Annotated in this window: 22 protein-coding genes; 11 read left to right on the forward strand and 11 right to left on the reverse strand. The window is 73.8% G+C overall.

What is annotated here, in order from left to right; all coding sequences use genetic code 11:
* Positions 1–86: 86 nt before the first annotated feature.
* Positions 87–2,042, forward strand: a complete 1,956-nt coding sequence (locus tag AB0E83_RS02900) for a SpoIIE family protein phosphatase (protein ID WP_362104869.1) — start codon at positions 87–89, stop codon at positions 2,040–2,042.
* An 85-nt stretch (positions 2,043–2,127) separates the two neighbouring features.
* On the opposite strand, the gene AB0E83_RS02905 is transcribed toward AB0E83_RS02900, so the two are convergent.
* Positions 2,128–4,380, reverse strand: coding sequence for a transglycosylase domain-containing protein (locus tag AB0E83_RS02905; RefSeq protein WP_362104872.1), 2,253 nt, complete (start codon positions 4,378–4,380; stop codon positions 2,128–2,130).
* Between the two features lie 272 nt (positions 4,381–4,652).
* Between AB0E83_RS02905 and AB0E83_RS02910 the strand changes: the two genes are divergently transcribed.
* From AB0E83_RS02910 to AB0E83_RS02920, 3 genes are read left to right on the forward strand one after another with little or no spacing between them, the layout of a single operon-like run.
* Positions 4,653–5,177, forward strand: a complete 525-nt coding sequence (locus tag AB0E83_RS02910; RefSeq protein WP_362104875.1) for a PadR family transcriptional regulator — start codon at positions 4,653–4,655, stop codon at positions 5,175–5,177.
* On the forward strand, positions 5,174–5,854 hold the full coding sequence (locus AB0E83_RS02915; protein WP_362104878.1) for an ABC transporter ATP-binding protein: 681 nt from the start codon (positions 5,174–5,176) through the stop codon (positions 5,852–5,854). The genes AB0E83_RS02910 and AB0E83_RS02915 overlap by 4 nt, the downstream gene beginning before the upstream one ends.
* Entirely contained in the window at positions 5,851–8,223 is a 2,373-nt protein-coding gene (locus tag AB0E83_RS02920) for an FtsX-like permease family protein (RefSeq protein WP_362104881.1), read from the forward strand. The genes AB0E83_RS02915 and AB0E83_RS02920 overlap by 4 nt, the downstream gene beginning before the upstream one ends.
* A gap of 87 nt (positions 8,224–8,310) precedes the next feature.
* Here the strand turns inward: AB0E83_RS02920 and AB0E83_RS02925 are convergent, their stop codons facing one another.
* Positions 8,311–9,285: a LysR substrate-binding domain-containing protein gene (locus tag AB0E83_RS02925; RefSeq protein WP_362104884.1), complete on the reverse strand. Its 975-nt coding sequence runs from the start codon at positions 9,283–9,285 to the stop codon at positions 8,311–8,313.
* A gap of 132 nt (positions 9,286–9,417) precedes the next feature.
* On the opposite strand from AB0E83_RS02925, the gene AB0E83_RS02930 reads away from it, so the two are divergent.
* Together AB0E83_RS02930 and AB0E83_RS02935 are read left to right on the forward strand one after the other, a co-directional pair.
* Positions 9,418–9,972, forward strand: coding sequence for a peroxiredoxin (locus AB0E83_RS02930; RefSeq protein WP_362104887.1), 555 nt, complete (start codon positions 9,418–9,420; stop codon positions 9,970–9,972).
* 2 nt (positions 9,973–9,974) lie between these two features.
* A complete protein-coding gene (locus tag AB0E83_RS02935) occupies positions 9,975–10,508 on the forward strand; it encodes an alkyl hydroperoxide reductase (RefSeq protein WP_030498144.1) in 534 nt (177 codons plus the stop codon).
* 65 nt (positions 10,509–10,573) lie between these two features.
* Here the strand turns inward: AB0E83_RS02935 and AB0E83_RS02940 are convergent, their stop codons facing one another.
* The 5 genes from AB0E83_RS02940 to AB0E83_RS02960 all read right to left on the reverse strand — a co-directional run bounded on the left by AB0E83_RS02940 (position 10,574) and on the right by AB0E83_RS02960 (position 16,260).
* On the reverse strand, positions 10,574–11,245 hold the full coding sequence (locus tag AB0E83_RS02940) for a hypothetical protein (RefSeq protein WP_362104891.1): 672 nt from the start codon (positions 11,243–11,245) through the stop codon (positions 10,574–10,576).
* Entirely contained in the window at positions 11,242–12,642 is a 1,401-nt protein-coding gene (locus AB0E83_RS02945) for an AI-2E family transporter (protein WP_362104894.1), read from the reverse strand. Before AB0E83_RS02945 ends, AB0E83_RS02940 begins: the two co-directional genes overlap by 4 nt.
* Before the next feature lie 100 nt (positions 12,643–12,742).
* Positions 12,743–13,471 (reverse strand): transglycosylase SLT domain-containing protein, encoded by a 729-nt coding sequence (locus AB0E83_RS02950; protein WP_362104897.1) that lies wholly within the window; start codon positions 13,469–13,471, stop codon positions 12,743–12,745.
* Between the two features lie 393 nt (positions 13,472–13,864).
* Entirely contained in the window at positions 13,865–15,190 is a 1,326-nt protein-coding gene (locus AB0E83_RS02955) for a PhoH family protein (RefSeq protein WP_362104900.1), read from the reverse strand.
* Positions 15,191–15,498: 308 nt separating this feature from the next.
* Entirely contained in the window at positions 15,499–16,260 is a 762-nt protein-coding gene (locus AB0E83_RS02960) for an isoprenyl transferase (protein ID WP_362104903.1), read from the reverse strand.
* 129 nt (positions 16,261–16,389) lie between these two features.
* Here AB0E83_RS02960 and mgrA point away from each other — a divergent pair, with 129 nt between their 5' ends.
* Complete coding sequence (mgrA, locus tag AB0E83_RS02965; protein ID WP_362104906.1) at positions 16,390–17,427, forward strand: L-glyceraldehyde 3-phosphate reductase; 1,038 nt, start codon at positions 16,390–16,392, stop codon at positions 17,425–17,427.
* 407 nt (positions 17,428–17,834) lie between these two features.
* On the opposite strand, the gene AB0E83_RS02970 is transcribed toward mgrA, so the two are convergent.
* Complete coding sequence (locus AB0E83_RS02970; protein ID WP_362104909.1) at positions 17,835–18,572, reverse strand: A24 family peptidase; 738 nt, start codon at positions 18,570–18,572, stop codon at positions 17,835–17,837.
* Between the two features lie 29 nt (positions 18,573–18,601).
* Between AB0E83_RS02970 and AB0E83_RS02975 the strand changes: the two genes are divergently transcribed.
* Positions 18,602–18,997: a DUF192 domain-containing protein gene (locus AB0E83_RS02975; protein WP_362104911.1), complete on the forward strand. Its 396-nt coding sequence runs from the start codon at positions 18,602–18,604 to the stop codon at positions 18,995–18,997.
* On the opposite strand, the gene AB0E83_RS02980 is transcribed toward AB0E83_RS02975, so the two are convergent.
* The 3 genes from AB0E83_RS02980 to AB0E83_RS02990 form a co-directional block, all read right to left on the reverse strand.
* Complete coding sequence (locus AB0E83_RS02980) at positions 18,969–20,204, reverse strand: hypothetical protein (protein ID WP_362104914.1); 1,236 nt, start codon at positions 20,202–20,204, stop codon at positions 18,969–18,971. The two genes, AB0E83_RS02975 and AB0E83_RS02980, sit on opposite strands and share 29 nt — an antisense overlap.
* Before the next feature lie 50 nt (positions 20,205–20,254).
* Positions 20,255–21,337 (reverse strand): hypothetical protein, encoded by a 1,083-nt coding sequence (locus AB0E83_RS02985; RefSeq protein ID WP_362104917.1) that lies wholly within the window; start codon positions 21,335–21,337, stop codon positions 20,255–20,257.
* A gap of 166 nt (positions 21,338–21,503) precedes the next feature.
* Entirely contained in the window at positions 21,504–21,917 is a 414-nt protein-coding gene (locus tag AB0E83_RS02990) for a hypothetical protein (protein WP_362104920.1), read from the reverse strand.
* 226 nt (positions 21,918–22,143) lie between these two features.
* Between AB0E83_RS02990 and AB0E83_RS02995 the strand changes: the two genes are divergently transcribed.
* The 3 genes from AB0E83_RS02995 (at position 22,144) to AB0E83_RS03005 (ending at position 24,719) form a co-directional block, all read left to right on the forward strand.
* Positions 22,144–23,013, forward strand: a complete 870-nt coding sequence (locus AB0E83_RS02995) for a hypothetical protein (RefSeq protein ID WP_362104923.1) — start codon at positions 22,144–22,146, stop codon at positions 23,011–23,013.
* A gap of 526 nt (positions 23,014–23,539) precedes the next feature.
* The gene (locus AB0E83_RS03000) at positions 23,540–24,271 is read left to right on the forward strand and encodes a hypothetical protein (RefSeq protein ID WP_362104926.1); all 732 of its coding nucleotides are present in this window, start codon (positions 23,540–23,542) and stop codon (positions 24,269–24,271) included.
* 49 nt (positions 24,272–24,320) lie between these two features.
* Entirely contained in the window at positions 24,321–24,719 is a 399-nt protein-coding gene (locus AB0E83_RS03005; protein ID WP_362104929.1) for a hypothetical protein, read from the forward strand.
* The last annotated feature ends 2 nt before the right edge of the window (positions 24,720–24,721 follow it).

The following is a 24,721-nucleotide window of genomic DNA, read 5'->3' on the forward strand; positions in this document are numbered from 1 at the left end:
CCGGGGTTTATCCCCGCGCGGGGCGCGGCATCGGCGAGAAGAGCGAGTGCATCGCACCACCGGCCCGGACGGACGGAATCCCACGCGTGACGGAGCATCCCACCTCCCACGAAGGCCGGCAGCCGCTGGCCGACCGGCCCCAGGAACAGACGCGCCCTCGCCAGGAGGCCGCGCCCGCCGGCCTGCCCTCCGACATCCCCGCGCAGCCCTCGGCGTCCGCGCCGGCGCAGGCGCCGGAGGCCCCGGGGCCGGCCGCGCCGCCGGTCCCGCCCGGCGCGGGCGCTCCGGCGGTCGCCGTCGCCGTCTCCCCGAAGCCCTCGGGCGGGGACGGCGAGGCCGGCCGGGCCGGGCGGCGCGAGGGCGACCGGCTGCGGTTCGTCGGCGCCGCGACCCGGCGGATCGCGCGCGGCCTGGACCTGGACGAGATCGTGCTCGGCCTGTGCCGGGCCACCGTGCCGGCCTTCTCCGACGAGATCCTGGTCTACCTGCGCGACCCGCTGCCGGTGGGCGACGAGCGGCCGGTGGCGCCGTTCGTGCTGCGGCTGCGGCGCACCGACCGGCTGCGGTTAACTCCCGACGTGGAGGGCGACGAGCTCGTCCTCGTACCCGATCCCGACCCGACCCCGGCCGCCGAGCTGTGCGAGGTGCGCTCCGGCAGCGCGCTCGCCGAGGTGCTCCGCGGGGTCCGGCCGGTCTTCGCCGACTCCGCCGCCGCCCGGACCGCCCTCGGCGAACTCCTCGGCGCCGACCATCCGCTGCCGCGCGGGCCGCGGGCCATACTGGCCCCGCTGCGCGGCCGGCGGCGGGTCATCGGCGCCGCCGTCCTCCTGCGCCGCGCCGAGCAGCCCGCCTTCGACCCGGACGACCTGCTCGTCGCCGCCCAGCTGGCCACCCACACCGCGCTCGGCATCGACAAGGCGGTGCTGTACGGCCGGGAGGCGTACATCGCGGACGAGCTGCAGCGCACGATGCTGCCGGACTCGCTGCCGCAGCCGACCGGCGTCAAGCTCGCCTCCCGCTACCTGCCGGCGGCCGAGACGGCCCGGGTGGGCGGCGACTGGTACGACGCGATCCCGCTGCCCGGCAGCCGGGTCGCCCTCGTCGTCGGCGACGTCATGGGCCACTCCATGACCTCGGCCGCGATCATGGGCCAGCTGCGCACCACCGCGCAGACCCTGGCCGGGCTCGACCTGCCGCCGCAGGAGGTGCTGCACCACCTCGACGAGCAGGCGCAGCGGCTCGGCGAGAACCGGATGGCGACCTGCCTGTACGCGGTCTACGACCCGGTCTCGCACCGGATCACGGTCGCCAACGCCGGTCATCCGCCGCCGATACTGCTCCACCTGGACGGGCGCGCCGAGGTGCTGCGGGTGCCCGCGGGCGCCCCGATCGGGGTCGGCGGCGTGGACTTCGAGGCGGTCGAGCTGGACGCCCCGGCGGGCGCGACGCTGCTGCTGTACACGGACGGCCTGGTGGAGTCCCGGCTGCGGGACGTGTGGACCGGGATCGAGCAGCTGCGGGAGCGGCTCGCGGCGGCGGCCCAGCTGACCGGCCCCGACCACGCGCCGCCGCTGGAGGCGCTCTGCGACGACGTGCTCGACATGCTGGGTCCGGGCGACCGGGACGACGACATCGCGCTGCTCGCCGCCCGGTTCGACGGGATCGCGCCGAGCGACGTGGCGTACTGGTTCCTGGAGCCGGAGGACGCGGCCCCGGGCCGGGCCCGCCGGCTGGCCCGGCGGGCGCTGGTCCGCTGGGGCCTGGAGGAGCTGACGGACTCCGTCGAGCTGCTGGTCAGCGAGGTGGTGACGAACGCGGTGCGGTACGCGGAGCGGCCGGTGACGCTGCGGCTGCTGCGGACGGACGTGCTGCGCTGCGAGGTCGGCGACGACTCCCCGCAGCTGCCCCGGCAGCGGCGGGCGCGCGAGACGGACGAGGGCGGGCGCGGCCTGTTCCTGGTGAACCGGTTGGCGCGGCGGTGGGGCGCGACCCGGCTGTCGGGCGGCAAGGTCGTCTGGTTCGAGCTGGCCACGCGCCTCTGAGCGCCACCCGCGCTCCTGGGCTCCGGACGTGCCGAAGGCCGGCCCCCTCGCGTGAGGGGGCCGGCCTTCGGCGTGCGTGCGGGGGTCAGCGGGGCTGCTGGGTGGTGCGGTCGGGGGTGGTGTCGTCCTCGCCGCCACCGGGCGGTGCGATGTCCGGCGGCTGGATCGTCGCCGTGTTCGTCGGTTCCCCGGTGGGTTGTTCGCGGGTGGGCGTCGGCGGGGTGGTGGGGGCCCGGGTGGGCGTCGGCGGGGCCGTGGTCGCCGAGGTGGGCGGGGCCGTCGTCGGCGCGGTGGTGGTGGCCGGCGGGGTCGTGGGCGCCTCGGTCGGCTCCTCGGTGGGCTCCTCGGTCGCGGTGGGGCTGCCGGTCGCGGTCGGCTCGGTGCCGCCGCCGATGCCGCTCTCGGTCTCCAGGTCGAACTGGGCGTCGGAGCCGCCGTTCAGGGCGCGTTCGGTGTAGGCGCCCCAGATCCTGGCGGGGGTCTTGCCGCCCTGGGCGCGGCCGGGCTCGATGGCGTCGGTGAGGGTGACCTGCCGGGCGATCTCGCCGGAGGTGTCCTCGCCGAACAGGCCGACGGCGGTGACCAGTTCGGGGGTGTAGCCGACGAACCAGGTGGAGCGGTTGTTCTCGGAGGTGCCGGTCTTGCCGGCGGCCTGGTAGTCGCCGGCGGCGCGGAAGCCGGAGCCGCTCTGGACGACGCCGATCATGGCCCGGGTGGCGGTGTCGGCGGCCTTGCGGCTGATGACCTGCTCGCCGGACTGCTTGACGGTGTCGGCCAGGCGGTCGCGGTGCTGGGCGTCCTTGACGAGGGCCGGGGTGATCTCCTTGCCGTGGTTGGCGAGGGTGGCGTAGGCGCCGGCCATGTCGAGGGTGGAGGCGCCCATGGTGCCGAGCGACATGGCGGGGGTGGTGCCGAAGTCCTGGCCGTCCTTCAGGCCGAGGGCGAGCGCGGTCTTCTTGACCTTGGCGGGGCCGACGTCGACGATCATCTGGGCGTAGACCGAGTTGATCGAGCTGTTGGTGGCCTTCTGGACGGTGACGGGGCCGTACGAGCGGTTCCCCTCGTTCTCCGGGGCGAAGGGGATGTCGCTGCCGACGACCGGGCGCTTGCTGGTGCCGTCGTAGACCGTGTTCAGGCCGATCTCGCGGCCGTCCTGGGTGGTCGCCATGTTGTCGACGGCGGAGGCGAGGACGATCGGCTTGAAGGTGGAGGCGGGCTGGTAGTCGCGCCGGGTGGCGTTGGACATCCAGTGCTGGGTGGCGCCGACGCCGCCGTACATCGCGACGACCCCGCCGGTCTTCGGGTCGACGGAGGTGGCGCCGGCCTGGACGGTGGCGGCCTTCTCGTCGCCCTCGCGGTCGAGCTTCTCCTCCAGCTGCTCGTCGACGGCGGCGACGAGGTCCTTCTGCTTCCGCTCGTCGATGTTGAGCGTGATGGTCCAGCCGCCGGCCTTGATGTCCTCCTCGCTGACGCCCTGGCGCATCAGCTCCTGGTTGGCGGCCTCGACGATGTAGCCGGTCTGGCCCTCCATGCCGGGGAGCGGCTTGGGGGCCTGCGGGACGGGGAACTTCAGGCCGGCGCGCTCGGCGGCGGGGAGCCAGCCCATCTCGACCATGTTGTCGAGGACGTAGTTCCAGCGCTCCTCGACGAGCTTGCGTCCGGTGGCGTTGGCGGAGGTCCAGTCGTACTGGTTGGGGGCCTGGAGCAGCGAGGCGAGGTAGGCGCCCTGGGCGGTGGTGAGCTTCGAGGCGTCGGTGCCGTAGTACGAGCGGGCGGCGGCCTGGATGCCGTAGGCGGAGCGGCCGTAGTAGCTGGTGTTGATGTAGCCGGCGAGGATGTCGCCCTTGGACATCTGCTGGTCGACCTTGACGGCGATGACCATTTCCTTGAGCTTGCGGGTCGCCGTCTGGTCCTGGCTCAGGTAGAAGTTCTTGACGTACTGCTGGGTGATCGTGGATCCGCCCTGCTTGCCCTTGCCGGTGAGGGTGGACCAGGCGGCGCGGGTGGTGCCCTTGACGTCGACGCCGTGGTCCTCGTAGAAGGTCTTGTTCTCGGCGGCGACGAAGGCCCGCTGGACGGGGAGGGGGATCTTGTCGAGGCCCACGATCTCGCGGTTGATCTCGCCGGTGCGGGCGAGGATCTTGCCGTTGGAGTACTTGTAGATGTTGCTCTGCATGGTCGCCTCGGCGTTGGCCGTGGGCACGGGGACCATGACGTAGACGGCGTAGAGGCCGCCCATGCCGAGCAGGCAGACCACGAAGAAGGTGCCCAGGAGCTTCTTCCAGGTGAAGAGGCGGCGTATGCCCCGTTTCTTCGCCTTCTTGTCCGGTCGGCCCATGTGTCGCGTCGCTCCGCTCGTCGTGTGTCCCGTCGTCCCCGGTCCGGCGAGGCGCCGGATCAGCTCAGCAAGCTAACACCGACAGTGCGGACATAGGGCAACCGATCACGTCTTTTCCGGACGTGAGAATCAGCACCCACGCCCAGGGGAACCGACGTCCGGGTGCACGTGATGGTTGCGTGAAGGACAGGTTCCGTTTCTGTGCGCGCTCTCCGCGGCCGACGCCGTGCGGCTATACATCGTGCGTATACACACCATGTACAGTGGCGCCCATGTCCATCGGTCACACCCTCCTCGGCCTCCTCGAAACGGGCCCGCGCCACGGCTACGACCTCAAGCGCGCCTTCGACGAGCGCTTCGGCCACGACCGGCCGCTCCACTACGGCCAGGTCTACTCGACGATGTCCCGCCTCCTGAAGAACGGGCTGGTCGTCGTCGACGGCATCGAGCCCGGCGGCGGCCCCGAGCGCAAGCGGTACGCGATCACCGAGGCCGGCATCACCGATGTCTCCCAGTGGCTCGCGACCCCCGAGAAGCCGGAGCCGTACCTCCAGTCCACGCTCTACACCAAGGTCGTCCTCGCCCTGCTGACCGGCCGCGGGGCCGCCGAGCTGCTCGACACCCAGCGCGCCGAACACCTGCGCCTGATGCGCGAGCTGACCCGCCGCAAGCGGGACGGCGACCTCGCCGACCAGCTCATCTGCGACCACGCCCTCTTCCACCTGGAGGCCGACCTGCGCTGGCTGGAGCTGACCGCCGCCCGCCTCGACGCGCTCGCCGCGGAGGTCCGCCGATGAGCACCGCGCTCCTCCGCGCCACCGGCCTGACCAAGGCGTACGGCCCCACCGCCGCGCTCTCGGGCGCGGACTTCGCCCTGCGCGCCGGGGAGGTCGTCGCCGTCATGGGCCCCTCCGGCTCCGGCAAGTCCACCCTGCTGCACTGCCTGGCCGGGATCGTCCGCCCCGACGCGGGCTCGATCGTCTACGACGGCCGCGAGCTGACCGGCCTCTCCGACGGCGCGCGCAGCACCCTGCGCCGCACCGACTTCGGCTTCGTCTTCCAGTTCGGCCGGCTCGTCCCCGAGCTGACCTGCGCGGAGAACGTGGCCCTGCCGCTCCGGCTGAACGGCGAGAAGCGGAAGGCCGCCGAGGCCAGGGCCGTCGAGTGGCTGGCCCGGCTGGAGGTCGACGACACCGCGGGCAAGCGCCCCGGCGAGATATCCGGCGGCCAGGGCCAGCGGGTCGCCGTCGCCCGCGCCCTCGTCACCGCCCCGCGGGTGATCTTCGCCGACGAGCCGACCGGCGCCCTCGACTCCCTCAACGGCGAGCGGGTGATGCGGCTGCTCACCGACGCCTCCCGGGACACCGGCGCCGCCGTCGTCCTCGTCACCCACGAGGCCCGCGTCGCCGCGTACTCCGACCGCGAGGTCGTCGTGCGGGACGGGTCGGTCCGGGACGCGGAGTGGGCGGCATGAGGCTCCGCGTCTGGCTCCGCGACCTGGCGTTCGGCGCCCGGTTCGCGATCGCCGGCGGCCGCCCCGGCCTGCTCCGCACCCTGCTGACGGCGACCGGCGTCGGCTTCGGCGTGGCCCTGCTGCTGCTCGCCGCGTCCCTGCCCGAGATGCTCTTCCAGCGGGAGGTGCGGGAGTCCGTCCGCGCCGTCGACGGCAGCGAGCAGGTCACCTCCCCGCGCCCCGACTCCTTCCTCCACCTCGGGCGCTCCACGGTCTACCGGGACGACACGGTCACCGGGCTGCTGCTCCAGCCCGAGGGCGACGCCCCGCCGGTCCCACCGGGCGCGACCGCGTTCCCCGAGGCCGGCACGATGCTGGTCTCCCCCGCCCTCCGCGAGCTGCTCGACTCCCCCGACGGGGCCCTGCTCAAGGAACGGCTCCCCTACGAGGTGGCCGGGACCATCGGTCCGGCCGGGCTCATCGGACCGGCCGAGCTGCGGTACGTCGCCCACGTCGGCTTCCTCACCGAGAGCAACTTCGACGGGCGCGGCACGCGCTTCGGCTGGTCGGTGCCCGAGGAGCCGATGAACGCCTTCCTGATCCTCCTCGTCGTCGTCGCCTGCGTGGTCCTGCTGCTGCCGGTCCTCGTCTTCATCGCGACGGCCGTCCGCTTCGGCGGCGACCAGCGCGACCAGCGGCTCGCGGCGCTCCGGCTGGTCGGCGCGGACGCCGCCACCACCCGGCGAATCGCGGCCGGCGAGTCCCTCGCGGGCGCCCTGCTCGGCCTCCTGACCGGCCTCGGGCTCTTCGCGGTCGCCCGGCGGCTCGCCGGCTCCTTCACCCTCTGGGACGTCAACGCCTACCCCTCCGACGTGACCCCGCTGCCCGTGCTCGCCGGGCTGGTCCTGGTCACGATCCCGGTCGCCTCGGTGGTGGTCACCCTCGTCGCGCTGCGCGGGGTGACCATCGAACCGCTGGGCGTCGTCCGGGACTCCGCGCCGCGCCGCCGCAGGCTGGGGTGGCGGCTGCTGATCCTCCTGGCCGGAGCGGGCCTGCTCGCGCCCTCCCTCGGCGCGATCGACATCCGGCAGTCCGGGGTCGACACCGTGGGGCTCGCGGCCGGCACCACGCTCGCCCTGACCGGCCTCGTCACCCTCCTGCCGTGGCTGGTGGAGGCGTGCGTGCGGCGGCTCCGCGGCGGCCCCGTGGCCTGGCAGCTCGCCGTCCGCAGGCTCCAGATGAGCAGCGGCACGGCGGCCCGCGCGGTCAGCGGGATCGTGGTCGCCGCGACCGGGGCGATCGCGCTCCAGATGCTCTTCCAGGCGATGGAGCACGAGTTCACGGGGCTCACCGGCGAGGACACCTCCCGGGCGCGGATCGCGATCGGCATCGACGCGCGCGACGCCGGCGAGGCCCGCGCGACGATCGCCCGGATCGCCGGGACCGAGGGCGTCGCCGGCGCGATCGGCACCGTCGAGTCGACCCTGTGGCGGCCCGGCCCCCTGAAGGACGGCGAGGAGTTCGCCCCGGCGACCTCGATCCGGGTCGGCGACTGCGCCTCCCTGCGGGAGTACGCGACGCTGCCCTCCTGCGCGGACGGCGACGTCTTCGTCTTCCTCGCGCACGGCGCCCAGGGCAACCCGGACGACTCCTACGTCACCCGGGCCGCCCGGCCCGGCGCCGTGGTCGCGCTGCGCGACCCGCACCCGCACCCGGACGCGCCGGAGCGCCCCGGGGCCGGCGCCCCGCCCCTGTGGCGCGTTCCCGCCGACGCCCGGATCGTGGACTCCCGCCCGGACCCGACCGGCATGTACCGGTACGGCGTCCTCGCCACCCCGGGGGCGATCGACACGCGCCTGCTCGACGAGCCGGACACCCAGACCATGGTCCGGCTCGACCCGGCGGTGCCCGACGCCGCCGAGCACGTCCGGAACGCGGCGGCGGCGATCGACCCGGCCTCCTGGGTCCGCGACCTGAAGGACGTCGAGCGGGACGCGGCGTTCTCCAGCGTCCGCACCGGCATCCTGGTCGGCTCCGCCCTGACGATGCTGCTGGTGGCGGCCTCCCTCCTGGTGACCACCCTGGAACAGCTCAGGGAGCGCCGGCGGCTGCTCTCCTCGCTCGTCGCCTTCGGCACCCGGCGCTCCACCCTGGGCTGGTCGGTGCTGTGGCAGACGGCGGTGCCGATCCTCCTCGGCCTCGCCCTGTCGGTGGCCGGCGGCCTCGCCCTCGGCCTCGTCCTGCTGCGGACGACCGGCCAGGCGGTCCGGGACTGGTGGGCCTTCCTGCCGGTCACCGGGATCGGCCTGGCGCTGATCGCCGCGGTGACGCTGCTGAGCCTGCCTCCGCTGTGGCGGCTGATGCGCGCGGACGGGCTGCGCACCGAGTAACCCGCCGACCGGATGTACGGGGCGGCGGCACGGGGACGGGGCGCGGGTTCCCGGCACCGGGGGGTGCCGGGAACCCGCGCCCCGCGCTCAGGCGTCCGGGCCCAGCACCCGGACGGGAAGCGTCTCCAGCTCCTCGCGCAGGGCCCCGGCCAGCTCCTCGAACTCGGACTGCCGGGCCGCGCCGGCCCGCGTGGCGAGGGCGACCCGGCGGGAGGGGGCCGGGGCGGCGAAGGAGCCCGTGCACAGGGCGGGGTTGCGGGCGGTCTCGACGGTGACGGCGGTGCGCGGCAGCAGCGTCACGCCGAGCCCGCCGGCGACCAGCTGGACCAGGGTCGACAGGCCGGCCGCGGTGGTGGTGACCTCGGCGCCGTCCTCGCGCCCGGCCTCCCGGCACACGTCGAGGGCCTGGTCGCGCAGGCAGTGCCCCTCGTCGAGGAGCAGCAGCCGGAGCTCCTTGAGGGCCTCGCGCGGGATGTCGTCCCGTCCGGCCAGCGGATGCCCCTGCGCGGTGACGAGCACGAAGTCCTCGTCGAAGAGCGGGAGTTCGGCGACGCCGGGCACTCCGAGCGGCACGGCGAGGAGCAGCAGGTCGAGGCGGCCGGCGGCGAGGCCCTCCAGGAGCGAGGAGGTCTGCTCCTCGTGGACCTGGAGGTCGAGCTCCGGGTAGCGGCGGTGGACCAGGCGCAGCACCGCCGGCAGCAGGTAGGGCGCGACGGTCGGGATGACGCCGAGCCGGAGCGCCCCGGTGAAGGGGGCGCGCGCCCCCTCCGCCTCGTCCATCAGCTCGGCGACCGCGTCGAGCACCGCCCGCGCCCGCGCCGCGAGCCGCTCCCCCGCCGGCGACAGCAGCACCTTCCGGGTGGTCCGCTCCAGGAGCTGGACACCGAGTGCCTCTTCGAGTGCCGAAACCGCGCCCGAAAGCGCGGGCTGGCTCATCCCGATGGCCGCCGCCGCGTCCCGGAAGTGCAGATGCTCGGCGACCGCCACGAAGGCCCTGAGCTGGGAAAGACTGGGCTGCTTGGCGCGCTGGGGGGCGTGCGGAGGGCCGTACGGGGATGCCACTGATAACCACCTTCGATCAACACGGTCCACTCTAGCTATTTCACTGATCAATGCACTGCGTGCCATGCTGTGAGCCGTCCAACCCTCATGGAAGCCCCCAAAAGGGACCCTTCCGACTTGCAAGGAGAGCGCGTGCTCACTGTCGGTGACCAGTTCCCCACCTACGACCTGACCGCCTGCGTGTCGCTGGAGAGCGGCAAGGAGTTCGAGCAGATCGACCACAAGTCCTACGAGGGCAAGTGGCGCGTGGTGTTCTTCTGGCCGAAGGACTTCACCTTCGTCTGCCCGACCGAGATCGCCGCCTTCGGCAAGCTGAACGACGAGTTCGCCGACCGCGACGCCCAGATCCTCGGCGTCTCCGGCGACTCCGAGTTCGTCCACCACGCCTGGCGCAAGGACCACGCCGACCTGCGTGACCTGCCCTTCCCGATGCTCGCCGACTCGAAGCACGAGCTCATGCGCGACTGCGGCGTCGAGGGCGCGGACGGCTTCGCCCAGCGCGCCGTCTTCATCGTGGACCCGAACAACGAGATCCAGTTCACCATGGTGACCGCGGGCTCCGTCGGCCGTAACCCGAAGGAGGTCCTGCGGGTCCTCGACGCCCTGCAGACCGACGAGCTGTGCCCCTGCAACTGGAACAAGGGCGAGGACACCCTCGACGCCGGCAAGCTCCTGGCCGGTGAGTGAGCATGGCCCTCGATGAGCTGAAGGCCGCCGTACCGGACTTCGCCAAGGACCTGAAGCTGAACCTCGGCTCGGTCATCGGCAACAGCGAGCTCCCGCAGCAGCAGCTGTGGGGCACGGTGCTGGCCTGCGCGATCGCCTCGCGCTCGCCGAAGGTGCTGAAGGAGCTGGAGCCCGAGGCCCAGGCGAACCTGAAGCCCGAGGCGTACCAGGCCGCCAAGTCCGCCGCCGCCATCATGGCGATGAACAACGTCTTCTACCGGACCCGGCACCTGCTGTCGGACCCCGAGTACGGGACGATGCGGGCCGGTCTGCGGATGAACGTCATCGGCAACCCGGGCGTCGAGAAGGTCGACTTCGAGCTCTGGTCGCTGGCCGTCTCCGCGATCAACGGCTGCGGGCAGTGCCTCGACTCGCACGAGCAGGTGCTGCGCAAGGCCGGTGTCGACCGCGAGACCATCCAGGAGGCGTTCAAGATCGCCGCGGTGATCCAGGCGGTCGCCGTCACCCTGGACGCGGAGGCCGTCCTCGCCGAGTAGCCGGCGGAGCCGTACGCGAGAAGGGCCCCGGAGCCGAGTGCTCCGGGGCCCTTCTCCGCGTGCCGCTACTTCTTGAGCGCCGCGAGGAGCGCGCGGGCGTCCTGGGTCAGCGGGACGTCGATCCCGGAGAGGTCGGGCGCGCCGCGCTCGACGACCTCGCCGTCCTCGGTCTCGTAGTACGTGCGGTAGACCTCCAGCTCCAGGACCGCCTGGCCGTCGAGGACCCGCAGGACCCCGCCGTCCTCGCCCCGGTCGCCGAAGAACGCCTGCTCGCCGACGCCGGCGATCGGCTCCGTCAGTTCGAAGTACTTCGCCATCGCCTCGAACTCGGGCCCCGGGTCGGTCTTCCGGTGCAGGATGTACGTGATGGTGACGGTCTGCTCGCGGTCGCCCTCGCCGAAGTTGACCGAGCAGGACCTCTGCTCCAGCGCCGGGTGGTCCAGGTCCGGGCCGCCGCCGGCCTGGCCCCGCTCGCCGAGGACCGCGCCCAGGCCCTCCAGTTCGGCCCGCTCGCACAGGTCGTCGACCGTTCCGTGACCGCCCAGGTCCGGCCCCGGTTCCGCCCGCTGTCCGTACGCGTACAGCCCGCCGGCCCACACCGCCGAGGCGAGCACCGCCCCGCCGAGCCCCCACAGCCAGGGGCGGCGGTCCCGCGGCGGGCGCGGTCCGCGCTCCTCGGTGACCACCTCGACGGTGTCGAAGGGGGCGCCGCCCTCCAGTTCGGGCTCCGATATCACGCCTGTCCCTTCCTCTCCGGCGAGCCGGGCGCGGGTGTCGGCGCCACTCCGAAGGCGGTCGCGCCGCGCGGCTCGGGGGTGCTGAGCAGGGCCGGTTCGTGGCTCCACGCCCGCAGGTAGCCGACGACGGTGTTGGCGACCGCGACCAGCGGGACGGCGACGACGGCTCCGCCGATGCCGGCGGTCAGTCCGCCGGCGGCGACCGCGAGGACCACGGCCAGCGGATGGACGCGGACGGCCCGGCCGAGGATGAACGGCTGGAGGACGTGGCCCTCGATCTGCTGGACGGCGAGGACCACCAGGAGCACGCCGAGCGCGGTGCCCAGGCCGTTGGTGACCAGGGCGACCAGCACGGCGAGGGTGCCGGAGATGACGGCGCCGACGAGCGGGATGAAGGCGAAGAGGAAGATGAAGACGGCGAGCGGGACCGCCATCGGCACGTCGAGGAAGTAGAGGCCGAGGCCGATGAAGACGGCGTCGATGAGGGCGACGAGGACGGTGCCGCGCACATAGGCGGTGAGGGTGCGCCAGGCGCGCGGCCCGGCGCCCGCGACGCCCGGCCGGGCCTGCGCCGGGACGAGCTTGAGCGTCCACTCCCAGACCTTCTTCCCGTCGTAGAGCAGGAAGAGGGTGGAGAACATGGCGAGCAGGATGCCGGTCATGGTCTCGACGATCACGGTCACGCCCTGGAGGCCGGCGGAGGTGATCTGTTCGGCGTTGGCGCCGATGGTGTCGCTGAGGTTCTTGGCGATCTCGTTGATCTGTCGCTCGGTCACGTGGAAGGGGCTGTCGAGGAGCCAGCGCTTGAGCTCCTCGATGCCGTCCCTGACCCGGTCGGTGAGGTTGTCGATGTTGTCCATCACCTGCCAGACCACGAACCAGCCGACCAGCCCCATCACGACGAAGCCGGAGACGGCGGTGATGGCGGTGGCGAGCCCGCGCGGCACGCCCATGGTCCGCAGCCGGGCGACGGTCGGCTGGAGCAGGGCGGTCACCAGGAGCGCGGCGACGAAGGCGAGGACGACGAGCTGGACGGAGCTGATGACCCGCATCAGCACCCAGACCGTCCCGGCGAGCACCAGGAACCGCCAGCCGGCCTCGGCGGCGACCCGCAGGCCCCAGGGGACGGCGGAGACCGGGTCCGGCCGGGCGGGCACGTCGGGGGCGTACGCCGGGGGCGCGGGGATGGTACGGCTCCCGGCCCCGGCGGCGTCGGACGGGCCGGCCGGTTCCGCCGCCGCCGGAGCGGCCTCCGGAGCCGGCGTCAGCGGCGGCCGCCCGTACGGCGGTCCGGGCTCCTCGTCCCGCGCGGCCTCGGCGCGCCGGGCGCCCAGCTCCGTGCCGACGCGGCTGACGGCCTCGCCCAGCCGGCGCAGCCATCCTGGCAGTCTCGACATCTCGTTCCTCTTCCCCCCGTCCGGTCCCTGGCAACCTACACGCAGGAAGCCCCGCACCGTAGGACGGTGCGGGGCTTGCCGGGGTTGAGCGCGCGCCGGTCTAGTACCAGCGGTTGGCCTGCCAGAACGACCAGGCGCCGCAGGGGCTGCCGTAGCGGCCGTCCATGTAGCTGAGGCCCCACTTGATCTGGGTGGCGGGGTTGGTCTGCCAGTCGGCGCCGGCCGAGGACATCTTGGAGCCGGGCAGCGCCTGGACGAGGCCGTAGGCGCCCGAGGACGGGTTGACCGCCCGGTAGTTCCAGCCGGACTCGTGGTCCACGATGTTGCTGAAGCACTGGAACTGCGAGGCCGGGATCATCTGGCGGGCGATCGCCTTGACCTCGGAGATGGAGTACGAGCCCTGGGCGGCGAAGCTCGACGCGTCGCGGGCGGCGTCGCGGCTGGCGCGCTCCTGCTCCGCCTTCTCGCGGGCCTCCCGCTCCTCGCGCTCCTTGCGCTCCTGCTCGGCCTTCTCGTCGGCGGCCTTCTTCTTCGCCTCGGCGTCCTGGGCGGCCTTGAGGCGGGCGGCCTCCTCGGCGGTCTTGCGCGCGGTGGCGTCCGCGGCGGCGGCCTGGACGTCGGCCTGCTCCGCGAGGGAGGCGACCTGTACCTGGGCCTGCGCGCCCGCGGGGATGTCCGCGAGCAGCGTGCTGTCGGCCGCGGCGGCCTCGAAGTTGTCGTCAGAGGTGGCCTGGGCGGCGTTGCCCGTGGCAACTCCGACGACGGCGCCGACGGTGGTGACCGCGGTGGCAGACGCCACCGCGAATCCCCGGACCGAGATCCGGCTCACACGGTTTCCTTCCAGCATCGCCCGCATCGGTGACCACGCGGGCGAAATCGTGCCCCTGGCGCTGGTCTTCGTCGTACCGGGTCACAGAAGACACGGGCCCGTGGTGCTGTGGGCGGCGTACGGCGGCGTATGTGGAGTTGTGCGGTGCTGCGGTGTGCGCCGTCGAAATCGTTCGAGGGTGCACGGGTGCCGTACGCGGGGCCTGACGGAAGCAAGACTTTGCCGGACGCGGACGCCGCAAGGCAATTCCGTGTTGCGTGTGAAAGCTCACACCCCGGCGGACGCCGGTGTTTTGACGGATGTTGCGGACACGGGGACGCCGCCCGGCTAAGCTCCTGCGCTTTGCCGGGCGGCGCCAACTCCCGTACGGGAGCCAAACGGTACGAATCGGGCTTACAGGTGCCCGTCCTCCAGCATCTCGGTGACCAGGGCGGCGATCTGGGACCGCTCGGAGCGGGTCAGCGTGACGTGGGCGAAGAGCGGATGCCCCTTCAGCTTCTCGACCACGGCGACGACTCCGTCGTACCGCCCCACCCGCAGGTTGTCCCGCTGGGCGACGTCATGGGTGAGCACCACCCGCGAATTCGCCCCGATACGGGACAGAACGGTCAGCAGGACGTTCCGCTCCAGGGACTGGGCCTCGTCCACGATGACGAAGGCGTCGTGGAGCGAGCGGCCCCGGATGTGGGTGAGCGGGAGGACCTCCAGCATCCCCCGGGACAGCACCTCCTCGATCACCTCGCGCCCGGCGACCGACGACAGGGTGTCGAAGACCGCCTGCGCCCAGGGGCTCATCTTCTCCGACTCGCTGCCCGGCAGGTAGCCGAGGTCCTGCCCGCCGACCGCGTACAGCGGACGGAAGACCATCACCTTCTGGTGCTGACGGCGCTCCAGGACCGCCTCCAGGCCCGCGCAGAGCGCGAGCGCCGACTTGCCGGTGCCGGCCCGGCCGCCCATCGAGATGATCCCGACGTCCGGGTCGAGGAGCAGGTCGAGCGCGATCCGCTGCTCGGCGCTGCGACCGCGGATCCCGAAGGCCTCCCGGTCGCCGCGGACAAGCCGCACGTTCCCGTCGGCGCCGACCCGGCCGAGCGCCTTGCCGCGCTCCGACTGGAGCACCAGACCGGTGTGCACGGGCAGCTCGGCCGCCTCGGGCACGTACAGCCGCTCCTCGTCGTAGAGCAGGTCGATCTGCTCCGCGGAGAGGCTCAGCTCGGACATGCCGGTCCAGCCGTTGGCGTCCGTGATGGCGAGTTCCGCGCGGTACTCCTCGGCGAGCAGGCCCACCGAGGACGCCTTGATGCGCAGCGGCAGGTCCTTGGAGACCACCGTGACGTCGTACCCCTCCGCCTGGAGGTTGCGCGCGACCGCGAGGATCCGGGAGTCGTTGTCGCCGAGCCGGTAGCCGGCCGGCAGGACACCGGGGTCGGAGTGGTTGAGCTCGACCCGCAGCGTGCCGCCGAGGTCCCCGATGGGCAGGGGGGCGTCCAGACGTCCGTACCGGACCCGGAAGTCGTCCAGCAGGCGCAGCGCCTGGCGGGCGAAGTAGCCGAGCTCGGGGTGGTGCCTCTTCGCCTCCAGCTCGGTCACCACCACGATGGGGAGCACGACCTCGTGCTCCTCGAAGCGGGACACCGCCTTGGGGTCGGCGAGCAGGACGCTGGTGTCGAGAACATAGGTGCGCCGGTCGGAAAGGCGGCGCTTCGTGCTGGTCACCACGGAAGGACAGACCCCCTCTGAAGACCCGAAAAAGGCCGGGGTGCGACGGAAGAACCGTTGTCGCGGCGGAATGGGACCGGGATCGGACCGCCCTGCACGGGCCGAACACCGGCCCTCCGCTTCTCCCGCGCGTCTCCCGCACGGTCGTCCTGGTGCAAGGGGCCTCCCGGGTGGCGGTCTCCGTGCCGCTCACTTCACCAGGCTTATTCCCTTGAACACTCCTCGCCATGCCACGGCATATGACGGCGCGTTCGTGAACGTCCGGTGACTCCTCCGGGGCCCGTTCCCGCGCGGAGGGGGCGCGGGCCTCAGGTGCCGTAGCGGCGGTGCCGGGCGGCGTAGTCGCGCAGCGCCCGCAGGAAGTCGACCTTGCGGAAGGCCGGCCAGTGGACCTCGCAGAAGTAGTACTCCGAGTGGGCGCTCTGCCACAGCATGAAGCCGGAGAGGCGCTGCTCGCCGCTGGTGCGGATGACCAGGTCCGGGTCGGGCTGCCCGCGCGTGTACAGGTGCTCCGAGATGAGGTCGATGGAGACGGTCTCGGCCAGCTCCTCGAAGCTGGTGCCGCGCTCGGCGTGGTCCAGGAGGAGCGAGCGGACCGCGTCCGCGATCTCCTGCCGGCCGCCGTAACCGACGGCGACGTTGACCAGTATCCCGGTGTTGGTGCGGGTGGCCTCCTGGGCCTCCTTCAGGACCCGCTGGGTCCGGGAGGGCAGCAGGTCCATGGTGCCCACGTGGTGCACCCGCCAGCGGCCGTCGGCGGCCAGCGCCGTCACCGCGTTCTCGATGATGCCGAGCAGCGGGACGAGCTGCTCCTCGGGGCGGTTCAGGTTGTCCGTGGAGAGCATCCAGAGCGTGACGACCTCGACGTCGGTCTCGGCGCACCAGCCGAGCAGCTCCTGGATCTTGTCCGCGCCGGCCTTGTGTCCCTGCTCGGGGGTCCCGCCGGACGCCTTGGCCCAGCGACGGTTGCCGTCGAGGATGACGCCGATGTGCTTGGGCACCTGATCGTGGTCGAGACGGCCTTCCACCCGGCGTGCGTAGAGCCCGTACACCAGGTCGCGCAGGTTCACTGTTCTTTACCCCTCCATGGGCGGGCGGTTCGCAAGCCGCCACACTACTGCGCACGGATGAAGGGTCCCAGTCCGGGCGTGTCACAACTCCCTACGGGACTGTCACAAGTCCGTGATAAGCAGAGATACGTGACTGATTCCCCCCTCTACCGCGCCGCCGCGGACCGTTACGACTCCATGGAGTACCGCCGCTCGGGCCGCAGCGGGCTCAAGCTCCCCGCCGTCTCCCTGGGCCTGTGGCACAACTTCGGCGACGACCGCACGCTCGACTCGCAGCGGGCGATCCTGCGCCGCGCCTTCGACCTCGGCGTCACCCACTTCGACCTGGCGAACAACTACGGGCCGCCGCCCGGCTCGGCCGAGCTGAACTTCGGGAAGATCTTCGCCCAGGACTTCGCGCCCTACCGGGACGAGCTGATCGTCTCGACGAAGGCCGGCTATCTGATGCACCCCGGCCCGTACGGCGAGTGGGGCTCCCGGAAGTACCTGATGTCCTCGCTCGACGCCTCCCTGAAGCGGATGGGCCTCGACTACGTCGACATCTTCTACTCGCACCGCTTCGACCCGGAGACCCCGCTGGAGGAGACCATGGGGGCGCTCGCCTCCGCGGTCCGGCAGGGCAAGGCGCTGTACGTCGGCGTCTCCTCGTACAACGCGGAGCAGACCGCCGAGGCCGCGCGGCTGCTGAAGGAGATGGGCGTCCCGGCCCTCATCCACCAGCCCTCGTACTCGATGATCAACCGCTGGATCGAGGACGACGGCCTGCTCGACACCCTGGAGACGGCCGGCATGGGCTGCATCTCCTTCGTGCCGCTGGCCCAGGGCCTGCTCACCAACAAGTACCTGAAGGGCATCCCGGAGGGCTCCCGGGCCACCCAGGGCAAGTCCCTCGACCCGAACCTGCTCTCCGACGAGGTGCTGCGCCGGCTGCGCGGCCTCGCGGACATCGCGGAGCGGCGCGGCCAGTCGCTGGCCCAGCTGGCGCTGACGTGGGTGCTGCGGGACCCGCGGATGACCTCGGCCCTGATCGGCGCGTCGAGCGTGGCCCAGCTGGAGGAGAACGTGGCGGCGCTGGCCGCCGCCCCGCTGACCGACGAGGAGCTGAAGGAGATCGACTCCTTCGCCGTCGACACGGCGGGCACCAACATCTGGGCCGGCCGGGGCTGACCCCGGCGCGGGGGCGGTGGCCCCGAGGGCGGGCGGCTCCGGGGGGCCGCCGGCTTCGCGGGGCCGCCGGCTCCGGGAAAAGAAAACGGGCCGGTCCGTGGGGGGGATACGGACCGGCCCGAGGGGGGGGTTCCACCATAACCCTTCGACGGTCGTGCGGCGCGCCACGTGCGCCGAACGAAGGGCCCGGATTTCCCCGGATCCCAAGCGCCACAAGGGATCCGAGCCTCCGTGGCGGGTTTGCGCCCCGGCGTGGCGGCGGTCTTCCGTCCCTCCCACGGGGGACCGCCCGGCACCGGCGCGGCATTGACGAGCGGCAGGTCGGCGGGGGTGCGGTGGCGCTCCGCTACGGGCCGGTGGCGCTGCGGAGGCGCCGGGCCGGCGGCGGGCCGGGGCGCCGGGCCGGTTCAGGGGACGGCGGTGAAGGCGCCGAGGGCGAGGCCCAGGAGGGCGCCGGCCAGCATGAAGGGACCGAAGGGGATCGCGGAGGTGCGGGCCGCCCGCCCGAGCAGGACGCGCCCGAAGCCGTACCCCGCGCCGAGCAGGAAGCCCAGGAAGGCGCCGGCGAAGAGCACGCCCCAGCCGTACCAGCCGAGCGCGGCGCCCAGCGGCAGGGCCAGCTTCACGTCGCCGAAGCCCAGGCCCTGCGGGCTGATCAGGTGCAGCACGAGGTAGCCGCCGCCGAGCGCGAGGGCCCCGAGCAGGGCGTGGGCCCAGGAGCCGGCGTCGTACGGGAGGAGCTCGGCGGCCCCCAGGAGCAGCGGGACGGCGAGCGCGAGCGGCAGGGTCAGCCCGTCCGGCAGCCGCTGCACGCGGACGTCGACGCAGGCGAGCAGCACCCCGAAGGGCGCGGCCAGCAGCCACACCGCGAGCTCCGGGCGGGGCCCGCCGGTGGCGGCGGCCAGCAGCGCGCAGACCAGCGCGGTCAGCAGCGGCGCGGCCAGCGGCACCGGGGTCGTCGCGCACGCGTCCCGGCCGGGCCCGCCGAGCCAGCCGCGCCCCGGCCCGGCGAGCGGGTGCCCGGCCGGACAGCGCTCCCGCCACGGCTCCTCGGGTTCCACGGAGAGCCGGTACGCGGCGCGCGGGACGAGCAGCCCGGCGGCGGCTCCCCAGAGGGCGGCGAGGACGATCAGCGAGGCGTACACGGGCCGACCCTAGGGCTAAGGTCGGGGCCATGGGGCGGAGTTGGCGGGACGGGACGGGGACGCTGGCGGTGCCGGGGGGCGCGGCGGTCCCGCTGGAGATCGCGGCCTCGTACCGGGCGCGGCGGCGCGGGCTGCTCGGCCGGGACGGGATCGCGGGAGCGATGCTCCTCACCCCGGCGAACAGCGTCCACACCTTCGGGATGCGCTTCCCCCTCGACGTGGCCTATCTGGACCGGCGCCTGCGGGTGCTCGCCGTGGTCACCATGCGCCCCGGCCGGTTCGGACCGCCCCGCCTCCGCGCCCGGCACGTCCTGGAGGCGGAGGCGGGCGCGCTGACGGGGTGGGGGGTGCGGCCGGGGGTCCGGGTGACGGTCACGGCGGGCCCGGCCGGCGCGGTCACGGCGGGCCCGGGCCCAGGAGGGTGAGGGCTCCGTGGACGGCGGAGGCCAGGGCGAGGGCGGACAGGACGGGCACGGCGGTGCGGGTGCGCAGCCGGGCGAGCGCGGCGGCGGGCGGCAGCAGCAGCCCGAAGGCGGGCATCATCAGGCGCGGCCGGGAGCCGAAGTACGCGGCCCCGACCAGCGACACCACGACGACGCCGACCGTGTACACGAGCAGCGGCAGCGGCTGCCGCTGCCGGAAGCCCAGCGCGACCAGCCACGCCAGGAGCGCGAGGGCCGCGCACAGGCCGAGCGCCGCCGGCCACGGCAGGGAGGCGATGAAGCGGGCGAGGGCGACCCCGCCGTCGATGGAGTTGCCCCACGCGGCCTGGACGTCGAAGTAGGCGGTGGCGCTCGACTCGCGGACGCCGACGTACACGACGTACCCGAGCCGGCCGAGCGGCGCGATCAGCACCCCGGCGACGGTCCGCCACGGCAGCCGCCGGTCCCGGACCAGGGCCGCCGCCGCGCTGATCACGAGGGCGGCGATCAGCGCGGCGGCGGTCGGCCGGGTGAGTCCGGCGAGGGCGCAGAGGAGGCCGGCGAGGAGCGGGCGGCCGCGCAGCACCGCGTACAGCGACCAGGCGGCGAGCGCGGTGAACAGGGTCTCCGTGTACGCCATCGACTGCACGAACGCGGTCGGGTACGCCCCCCACAGCACCGCGAGAAGAATCCCGGCGCGCGCCGAGACGACGTGCTCGCCGCACCGGAAGATCCCCCAGGCGGCGGCGAGGGAGGCGGTCCAGGAGACCAGCAGCCCGGCGCCGGCCGCGTCGAGCGGCAGGACGGCCGACAGGGCCCGCTCCAGGGCCGGCAGGAGCGGGAAGAACGCCAGGTCGGAGTGGACGTCCCCGTTCGGCAGCGTGACCTGGTACCCGTACCCGTGCTCGGCGATCCGCGCGTACCAGACCGCGTCCCAGCGCCCGCTCAGCCGGTGGAAGCCGTCCTCGCCGGTCGCGGCGGCGGCGACGGCGAGGGCGGCGAGCCCGAGGAGCCGGGTGACGGCGTAGCCGCCGAGGGCGAGGAGGAGCGGGGAGCGGGGGGACGGGCCGCCCCCGCCGGGGGTGGACGCGGTGGGCGTGGACGAGGCGGGACCGGGCGCGGCGGGCGTGGACGCGGTGGGGGTGGACGCGGCGGTTGTGGACGCGGTGGGGGTGGGCAGCGGGGAGGAGCGGGGGGTCGGCGGGGGCATGCGGTCGATCATCCCGAGATGTTCCGGCCGCCCCGGCCCCGGCCGACGGGTTACGCGAGGAGCCAGGAGAGCGCGGCGAGGAGCGCGAGCGCCAGCAGCGCGGCGCCCGCGTACTGCCGGTTCCGCCGCGGGGAGGCGGTGGTGACGACGCCGAGCGCGCCGGGAGCGCCGGACGGGCCGGACGCGCCGGCTTCGGGGAGGACGAAGTACACGCGGTGGGGGTGGGCGGGGTGCGTGACGCGGGCGAGGGTGAGGTGCCGCAGGTCGATCCGCCGGGCGATCTCGTCCTCGCGCCGCTGGAGCCGGGGTTCCAGGAAGGCGACGAGCTCCTTCGCGGTGCCGTCCGGCGGGGCGGCCTCCGCCGCGTCGACGCGGAGGTGCGCCCAGTCGCCGCGGCCGCGGGCCCGCCGGCGTACCCGGCGGGGCAGGGAGGCGTACTCCTCGATCGGGTCCTCGACCGGCCTCCGGTCGACGATCCCCTCGGTCCAGCTCACGACCCGGCCGGTGCCGCCGCAGTAGTCGTGGCGCACGGTGCCCGCCCGCCCGCAGTCGGGGCAGGGGACGGAAGCGGAGCCGTCGCACTTGGGGCACTGGACCCGGCCGCGCCCCTTGCACGTGGCGCAGGCCGCGTCCGGGGCGCCGCACTTCCGGCAGGCGACGCGCCCGTCCTTCTCCTCCTCCGGCGGTTCGACGGGCCCGCGGGTGCGGCGGCCGGTGCCGTCGCAGCGCAGGCAGGGGTCGATCCCCTTGCACGTGCCGCAGGGCACGTACGGCCGGCAGGCCAGCTCGCCGGTGCCCTCGCAGCGCCGGCAGTGCGCCTTGCCGTTGCCGCAGTCGCAGGCCCGGTCGTCCACCGTGCCGTGCCGCACCAGTTCCAGGGTGGTGCGGGCGGTGGTGTCCTCGGGCGCCGGTACGGGGTGGCGGCGCAGGTCGCCGTCGTACTCGGGCCGCCCGGAGAGGTCGACGGGCCCCTTGTGGAAGCCGGGGCGCTCCGTCCTGGTCTCCACGCAGCGGACGATCCTCCCGTCGACGAGGAGGTGCCGGGTGATGCGGACGCCCTCGGCCGGGAAGGCCGCGCCGCCCTCCCCGAGGCGGTGACGCACCGCCGCCAGCACGTCGTCGTCGCTCAGCACTCTTCCGCCTCCCGGGCACCTCGGACGATCCCCGGGAAGCTACCCAACTGACCTGTGATCGAAGCCTCGTTCAGCTCCGGAGCCGGTCGGCACCGGGCCCGGTCGGCACCGGGCCCGGCCGACGCCGGGCCCGGCCGGCTGTGGGCCCTGTCAGCCGCGGGGCCTGTCAGCCGCGGGGCCTTATGCGGTCGAACCTCGCGGCCATCACCGGGCCGAGCTGCCGGACGATCCCGTGGCCGGGCTCGCCCGGGGAGGGCAGGTCGCCGAGGAAGGAGGTCACGATCACCTCGTCGACGGCGGCGTCGCCACGGCTGCTCCGCTCCTCCAGGAAGTCGAGGGTGCGGCGCCAGTCCGGCTCCCCGCCCACCGCCGGGTCCGTCGGCTCCGCCCTGCCCGTCAGCTCCGCCCTGCCCGTCAGCTCCGCCAGGTTCGCCAGATCCGTCAGGAAGGAGCGGACGGTTCCCTGGACGACGTCCCAGAAGAAGACGTTCGGCAGGACTCCGCCCTGCCGGAAGACGTGGTTCTCGTAGGCGCCCCGGAAGGCGGGGACGTGGACGAGGAGGTCATGGACGAGCTGCACGCCCGTCGGTGTGTCGGCGGCTTGAGGGCCGCTGGTCGGCGAACTGCTGGTCGGTGGTCTGGTGTGCTGCATCGACGGCCCTGCCCCGGAGCGTTGTGGTGTTTCGGTCCAGAATGCTCCTCCCCCGAGGCCCCGTCCCGACACTTTTGCTTTTTCCTGGGGACAACTTTCGCCGGGTTTTCCACAGGGGGTGCGAAGTGTCGCTCTTCCGTGGATCGTTGGGCGTATGTACGAGTTGGCGATCCTCGCCCGGGGCGGGGTCCTTCTGACGGTCTGGGCGTTGGCGGCGGGCTGGCCGCCGGGCCGGCTCGCCGCGCGGCTGCGGCGGGACGGCTGGCAGCGGATCTGCCGGGGCGCGTGGGCGGTGCCGGGGAAGGAGACGGACTGGCGGGTCCGGGAGACCGCGCTCCAACTGCTGCGCCCCGGGCGGGTGTGCGGTCACGGGACGGCCGCGCGGCTGCACCGGATCGAGCTCCTGGCGGGGACGCGCGTGCCGTCCGCTTCCCGGGCCTCGCTCCCGCCGGAGGACGTCTGTCTGCGCCGGGGCCTGCGGGTGACGACGGCCGCGCGGACGGTCGCGGACCTGATACGGGCGTGCGGGAACCGGGAGGAGGCGGTGGTGGCGGCGGACTCGGCGCTGTCCGACCGGGTGGTGGAGGGCGTACGGAGGGGACCGCTGGTCCGGTACGAGGAGCTGGCCGCGCAGTTGGCGGTACGGCGGCCGGGGGCGCCGCGCGCCCGGGCCTGGCTGCCGCTGACGAACCCGGCGGCGGGCTCGCCGGCGGAGACGGTGGCCCGGCTGCGGATGGCCGACGCGGCCCTCTTCCCCGAGTGCCAGCCGCCGCTGCGGACGCCCGGGGGCCGTCCCCTCCGCCCGGACTTCCTCTTCCGGGCGGAGGGCCTGGCGGTGGAGGTGGAGGGGTACGCGTACCACGGCACGCGCCGGGCGCACGAACGGGACGTCGCGCGTTTCAACGCGCTCCAGTCCTGCCCGGAGATCCGCCGGGTGCTGCGCTTCACCGCCCGGGAGGTCTTCACCCGCCCGGACCGGATGACCACGGAGATCCGCGCGGCGCTGACGGGGCTGACGGGATGAGCGGGATGGGCGGGGTCGGCGAGACCGGCGGAAGCGGGCGGCTGAGGGGGCGGGCCGAGAGGGGGGCGCACGCACCGGTGGGCGGGGCGGTGAGCGGAGCAGTGGGCGGGACGGTGAAGGGAGGGGTCGGCGGGCGGAGCGGTGGGCGGGTCGGCGGGTGCGGTGGTGGACAGGTCGGCGGGCGGGGCGGGCGCGGCCGCCGGCCGGGGTCTCCTGGTCGCGCTCGTCGGGTGAACTCCCCAGCTCGGGGCGGCTGTCCGCGTCGGCGGTAACCGGACGGAGGTTCCGGGCGACGCGCGGTAAAGTCCGTGGGCCACCCGCGATCGCCGTTCTGAGCAGCCCCTGAGAAGCCCCTGAGAAGCAAGGAGCATCGGTGTCCACGGCACCCACGCCACCGAACAACCCTCCCCACGCGTACCCGAGTTCCCCGGCGGGAGGGCCGCCCCCGCAGCCGCCTCGGCGGGGATGGTTCGGAAGCCTGAGCGAGGGCGGGAAGGTCACGGTCATCGGCGCGGTGATCGTCGGCGTGTCCACGCTGGCCGCCGCCGTCCTTCCCTCCCTGCTGTCCGACGACGGGAAGGGGACGGGGAACGCGAAGCCGCCGGCCCAGTCCCAGACCGGGACGCAGGACCCGACCCAGGAGCCGACCCAGGAGCCGACGCGGACTCAGGAACCGTCGCAGGCGTCCACGGAGCAGCCGGACCCGTCCGGCACCACGCCCTCCGGGACGCCGACGGCGACCGACGGCGGGGCCGCCGCCTCCGCGCCGCCGGCCTCCCGGTCGTACAAGGTCTTCTACGAGGACCAGGCGATGTCGCTGGGCCTCCCGCCCGGGGACGACGTCGGCTCGATCGACTTCGACGTGCCGGCCACCCGCCGCTTCTCCTACGAGGAGTGGAACGCGGAGAAGGAGAAGGCCGAGCAGACCGGCGTGCCCGTCCTGGCCGACCTGACCTACCAGAGCCAGGAGCGGGGCTTCCTGTCCCTGCGCAACGGCCGCAACGCGGCCCAGCTCCAGCCCACCGACCCGTCGGACAACGCCGCGGACTGCGCGAGGTCGGCGCAGGTCGGCGGCTTCACGGAGGCGGAGATGGAGGACTGGACGCTGCCCTCGGGGACGGTGCTCTGCGTCCTCACGGACCAGGGCAACGTCGCCCGGGTCACGATCACCGGCTTCATCGGCGGCAAGAAGGGCGGCCTACCCGACCCGCCGACCCAGATCTCCCTGCGCGTCACGCTCTGGAAGCCGAGCGCCTGAGTCCGTACAACTGAGGCCGGGAGGCCAGGAGTCGAAGGAGGGGCGGCGGATGTCTCGTGCGGTGCGGTGGGTGGTGGCCGGGGTGGCGGCGGTCGTCACGTTCGGAATAGGGGTCGCGGTCGTACGGGCGCTGCCGTGGGACTGGCTCCCGCAGGAGGACGGCGCCCGGCTCGACACCGCCCTCGCCTTCGGGGCCGTCGCGGGCACGGCGGTACTGGCCGGCCTCGGCTGGTGGGCCGGCCGCGAACAGCCCCAACCCACCCCAACCCCGGCCCCGGCACCCGAGCCCGCCCGAACGCTGATCCAGACGGCCACCGCCTCCGACGACGGACAGATCGAACAGACCGGCGGAGGCGGCGAAGCGTCACGCATCGAGCAGCGCGCGGAGGCGTCCGGCCGGGGGCGGATCGTCCAGGCCGGGGGCGACCAGCACATCGACGGGGACTGAGC

Source organism: Streptomyces sp. NPDC035033 (genome assembly GCF_040636735.1).
Taxonomy (GTDB): Bacteria; Actinomycetota; Actinomycetes; order Streptomycetales; family Streptomycetaceae; genus Streptomyces.

Bases quoted from the DNA above. Each gene is read 5' to 3' on its own strand.
- AB0E83_RS02945 (WP_362104894.1), bottom strand. From the start codon at position 12,642: ATGTCGAGACTGCCAGGATGGCTGCGCCGGCTGGGCGAGGCCGTCAGC.
- AB0E83_RS02995 (WP_362104923.1), top strand. From the start codon at position 22,144: ATGTACGAGTTGGCGATCCTCGCCCGGGGCGGGGTCCTTCTGACGGTC.
- AB0E83_RS02915 (WP_362104878.1), top strand. From the start codon at position 5,174: ATGAGCACCGCGCTCCTCCGCGCCACCGGCCTGACCAAGGCGTACGGC.
- AB0E83_RS02935 (WP_030498144.1), top strand. From the start codon at position 9,975: ATGGCCCTCGATGAGCTGAAGGCCGCCGTACCGGACTTCGCCAAGGAC.
- AB0E83_RS02980 (WP_362104914.1), bottom strand. From the start codon at position 20,204: ATGCCCCCGCCGACCCCCCGCTCCTCCCCGCTGCCCACCCCCACCGCG.
- AB0E83_RS03005 (WP_362104929.1), top strand. From the start codon at position 24,321: ATGTCTCGTGCGGTGCGGTGGGTGGTGGCCGGGGTGGCGGCGGTCGTC.
- AB0E83_RS02910 (WP_362104875.1), top strand. From the start codon at position 4,653: ATGTCCATCGGTCACACCCTCCTCGGCCTCCTCGAAACGGGCCCGCGC.
- AB0E83_RS02975 (WP_362104911.1), top strand. From the start codon at position 18,602: ATGGGGCGGAGTTGGCGGGACGGGACGGGGACGCTGGCGGTGCCGGGG.
- AB0E83_RS02905 (WP_362104872.1), bottom strand. From the start codon at position 4,380: ATGGGCCGACCGGACAAGAAGGCGAAGAAACGGGGCATACGCCGCCTC.
- AB0E83_RS02920 (WP_362104881.1), top strand. From the start codon at position 5,851: ATGAGGCTCCGCGTCTGGCTCCGCGACCTGGCGTTCGGCGCCCGGTTC.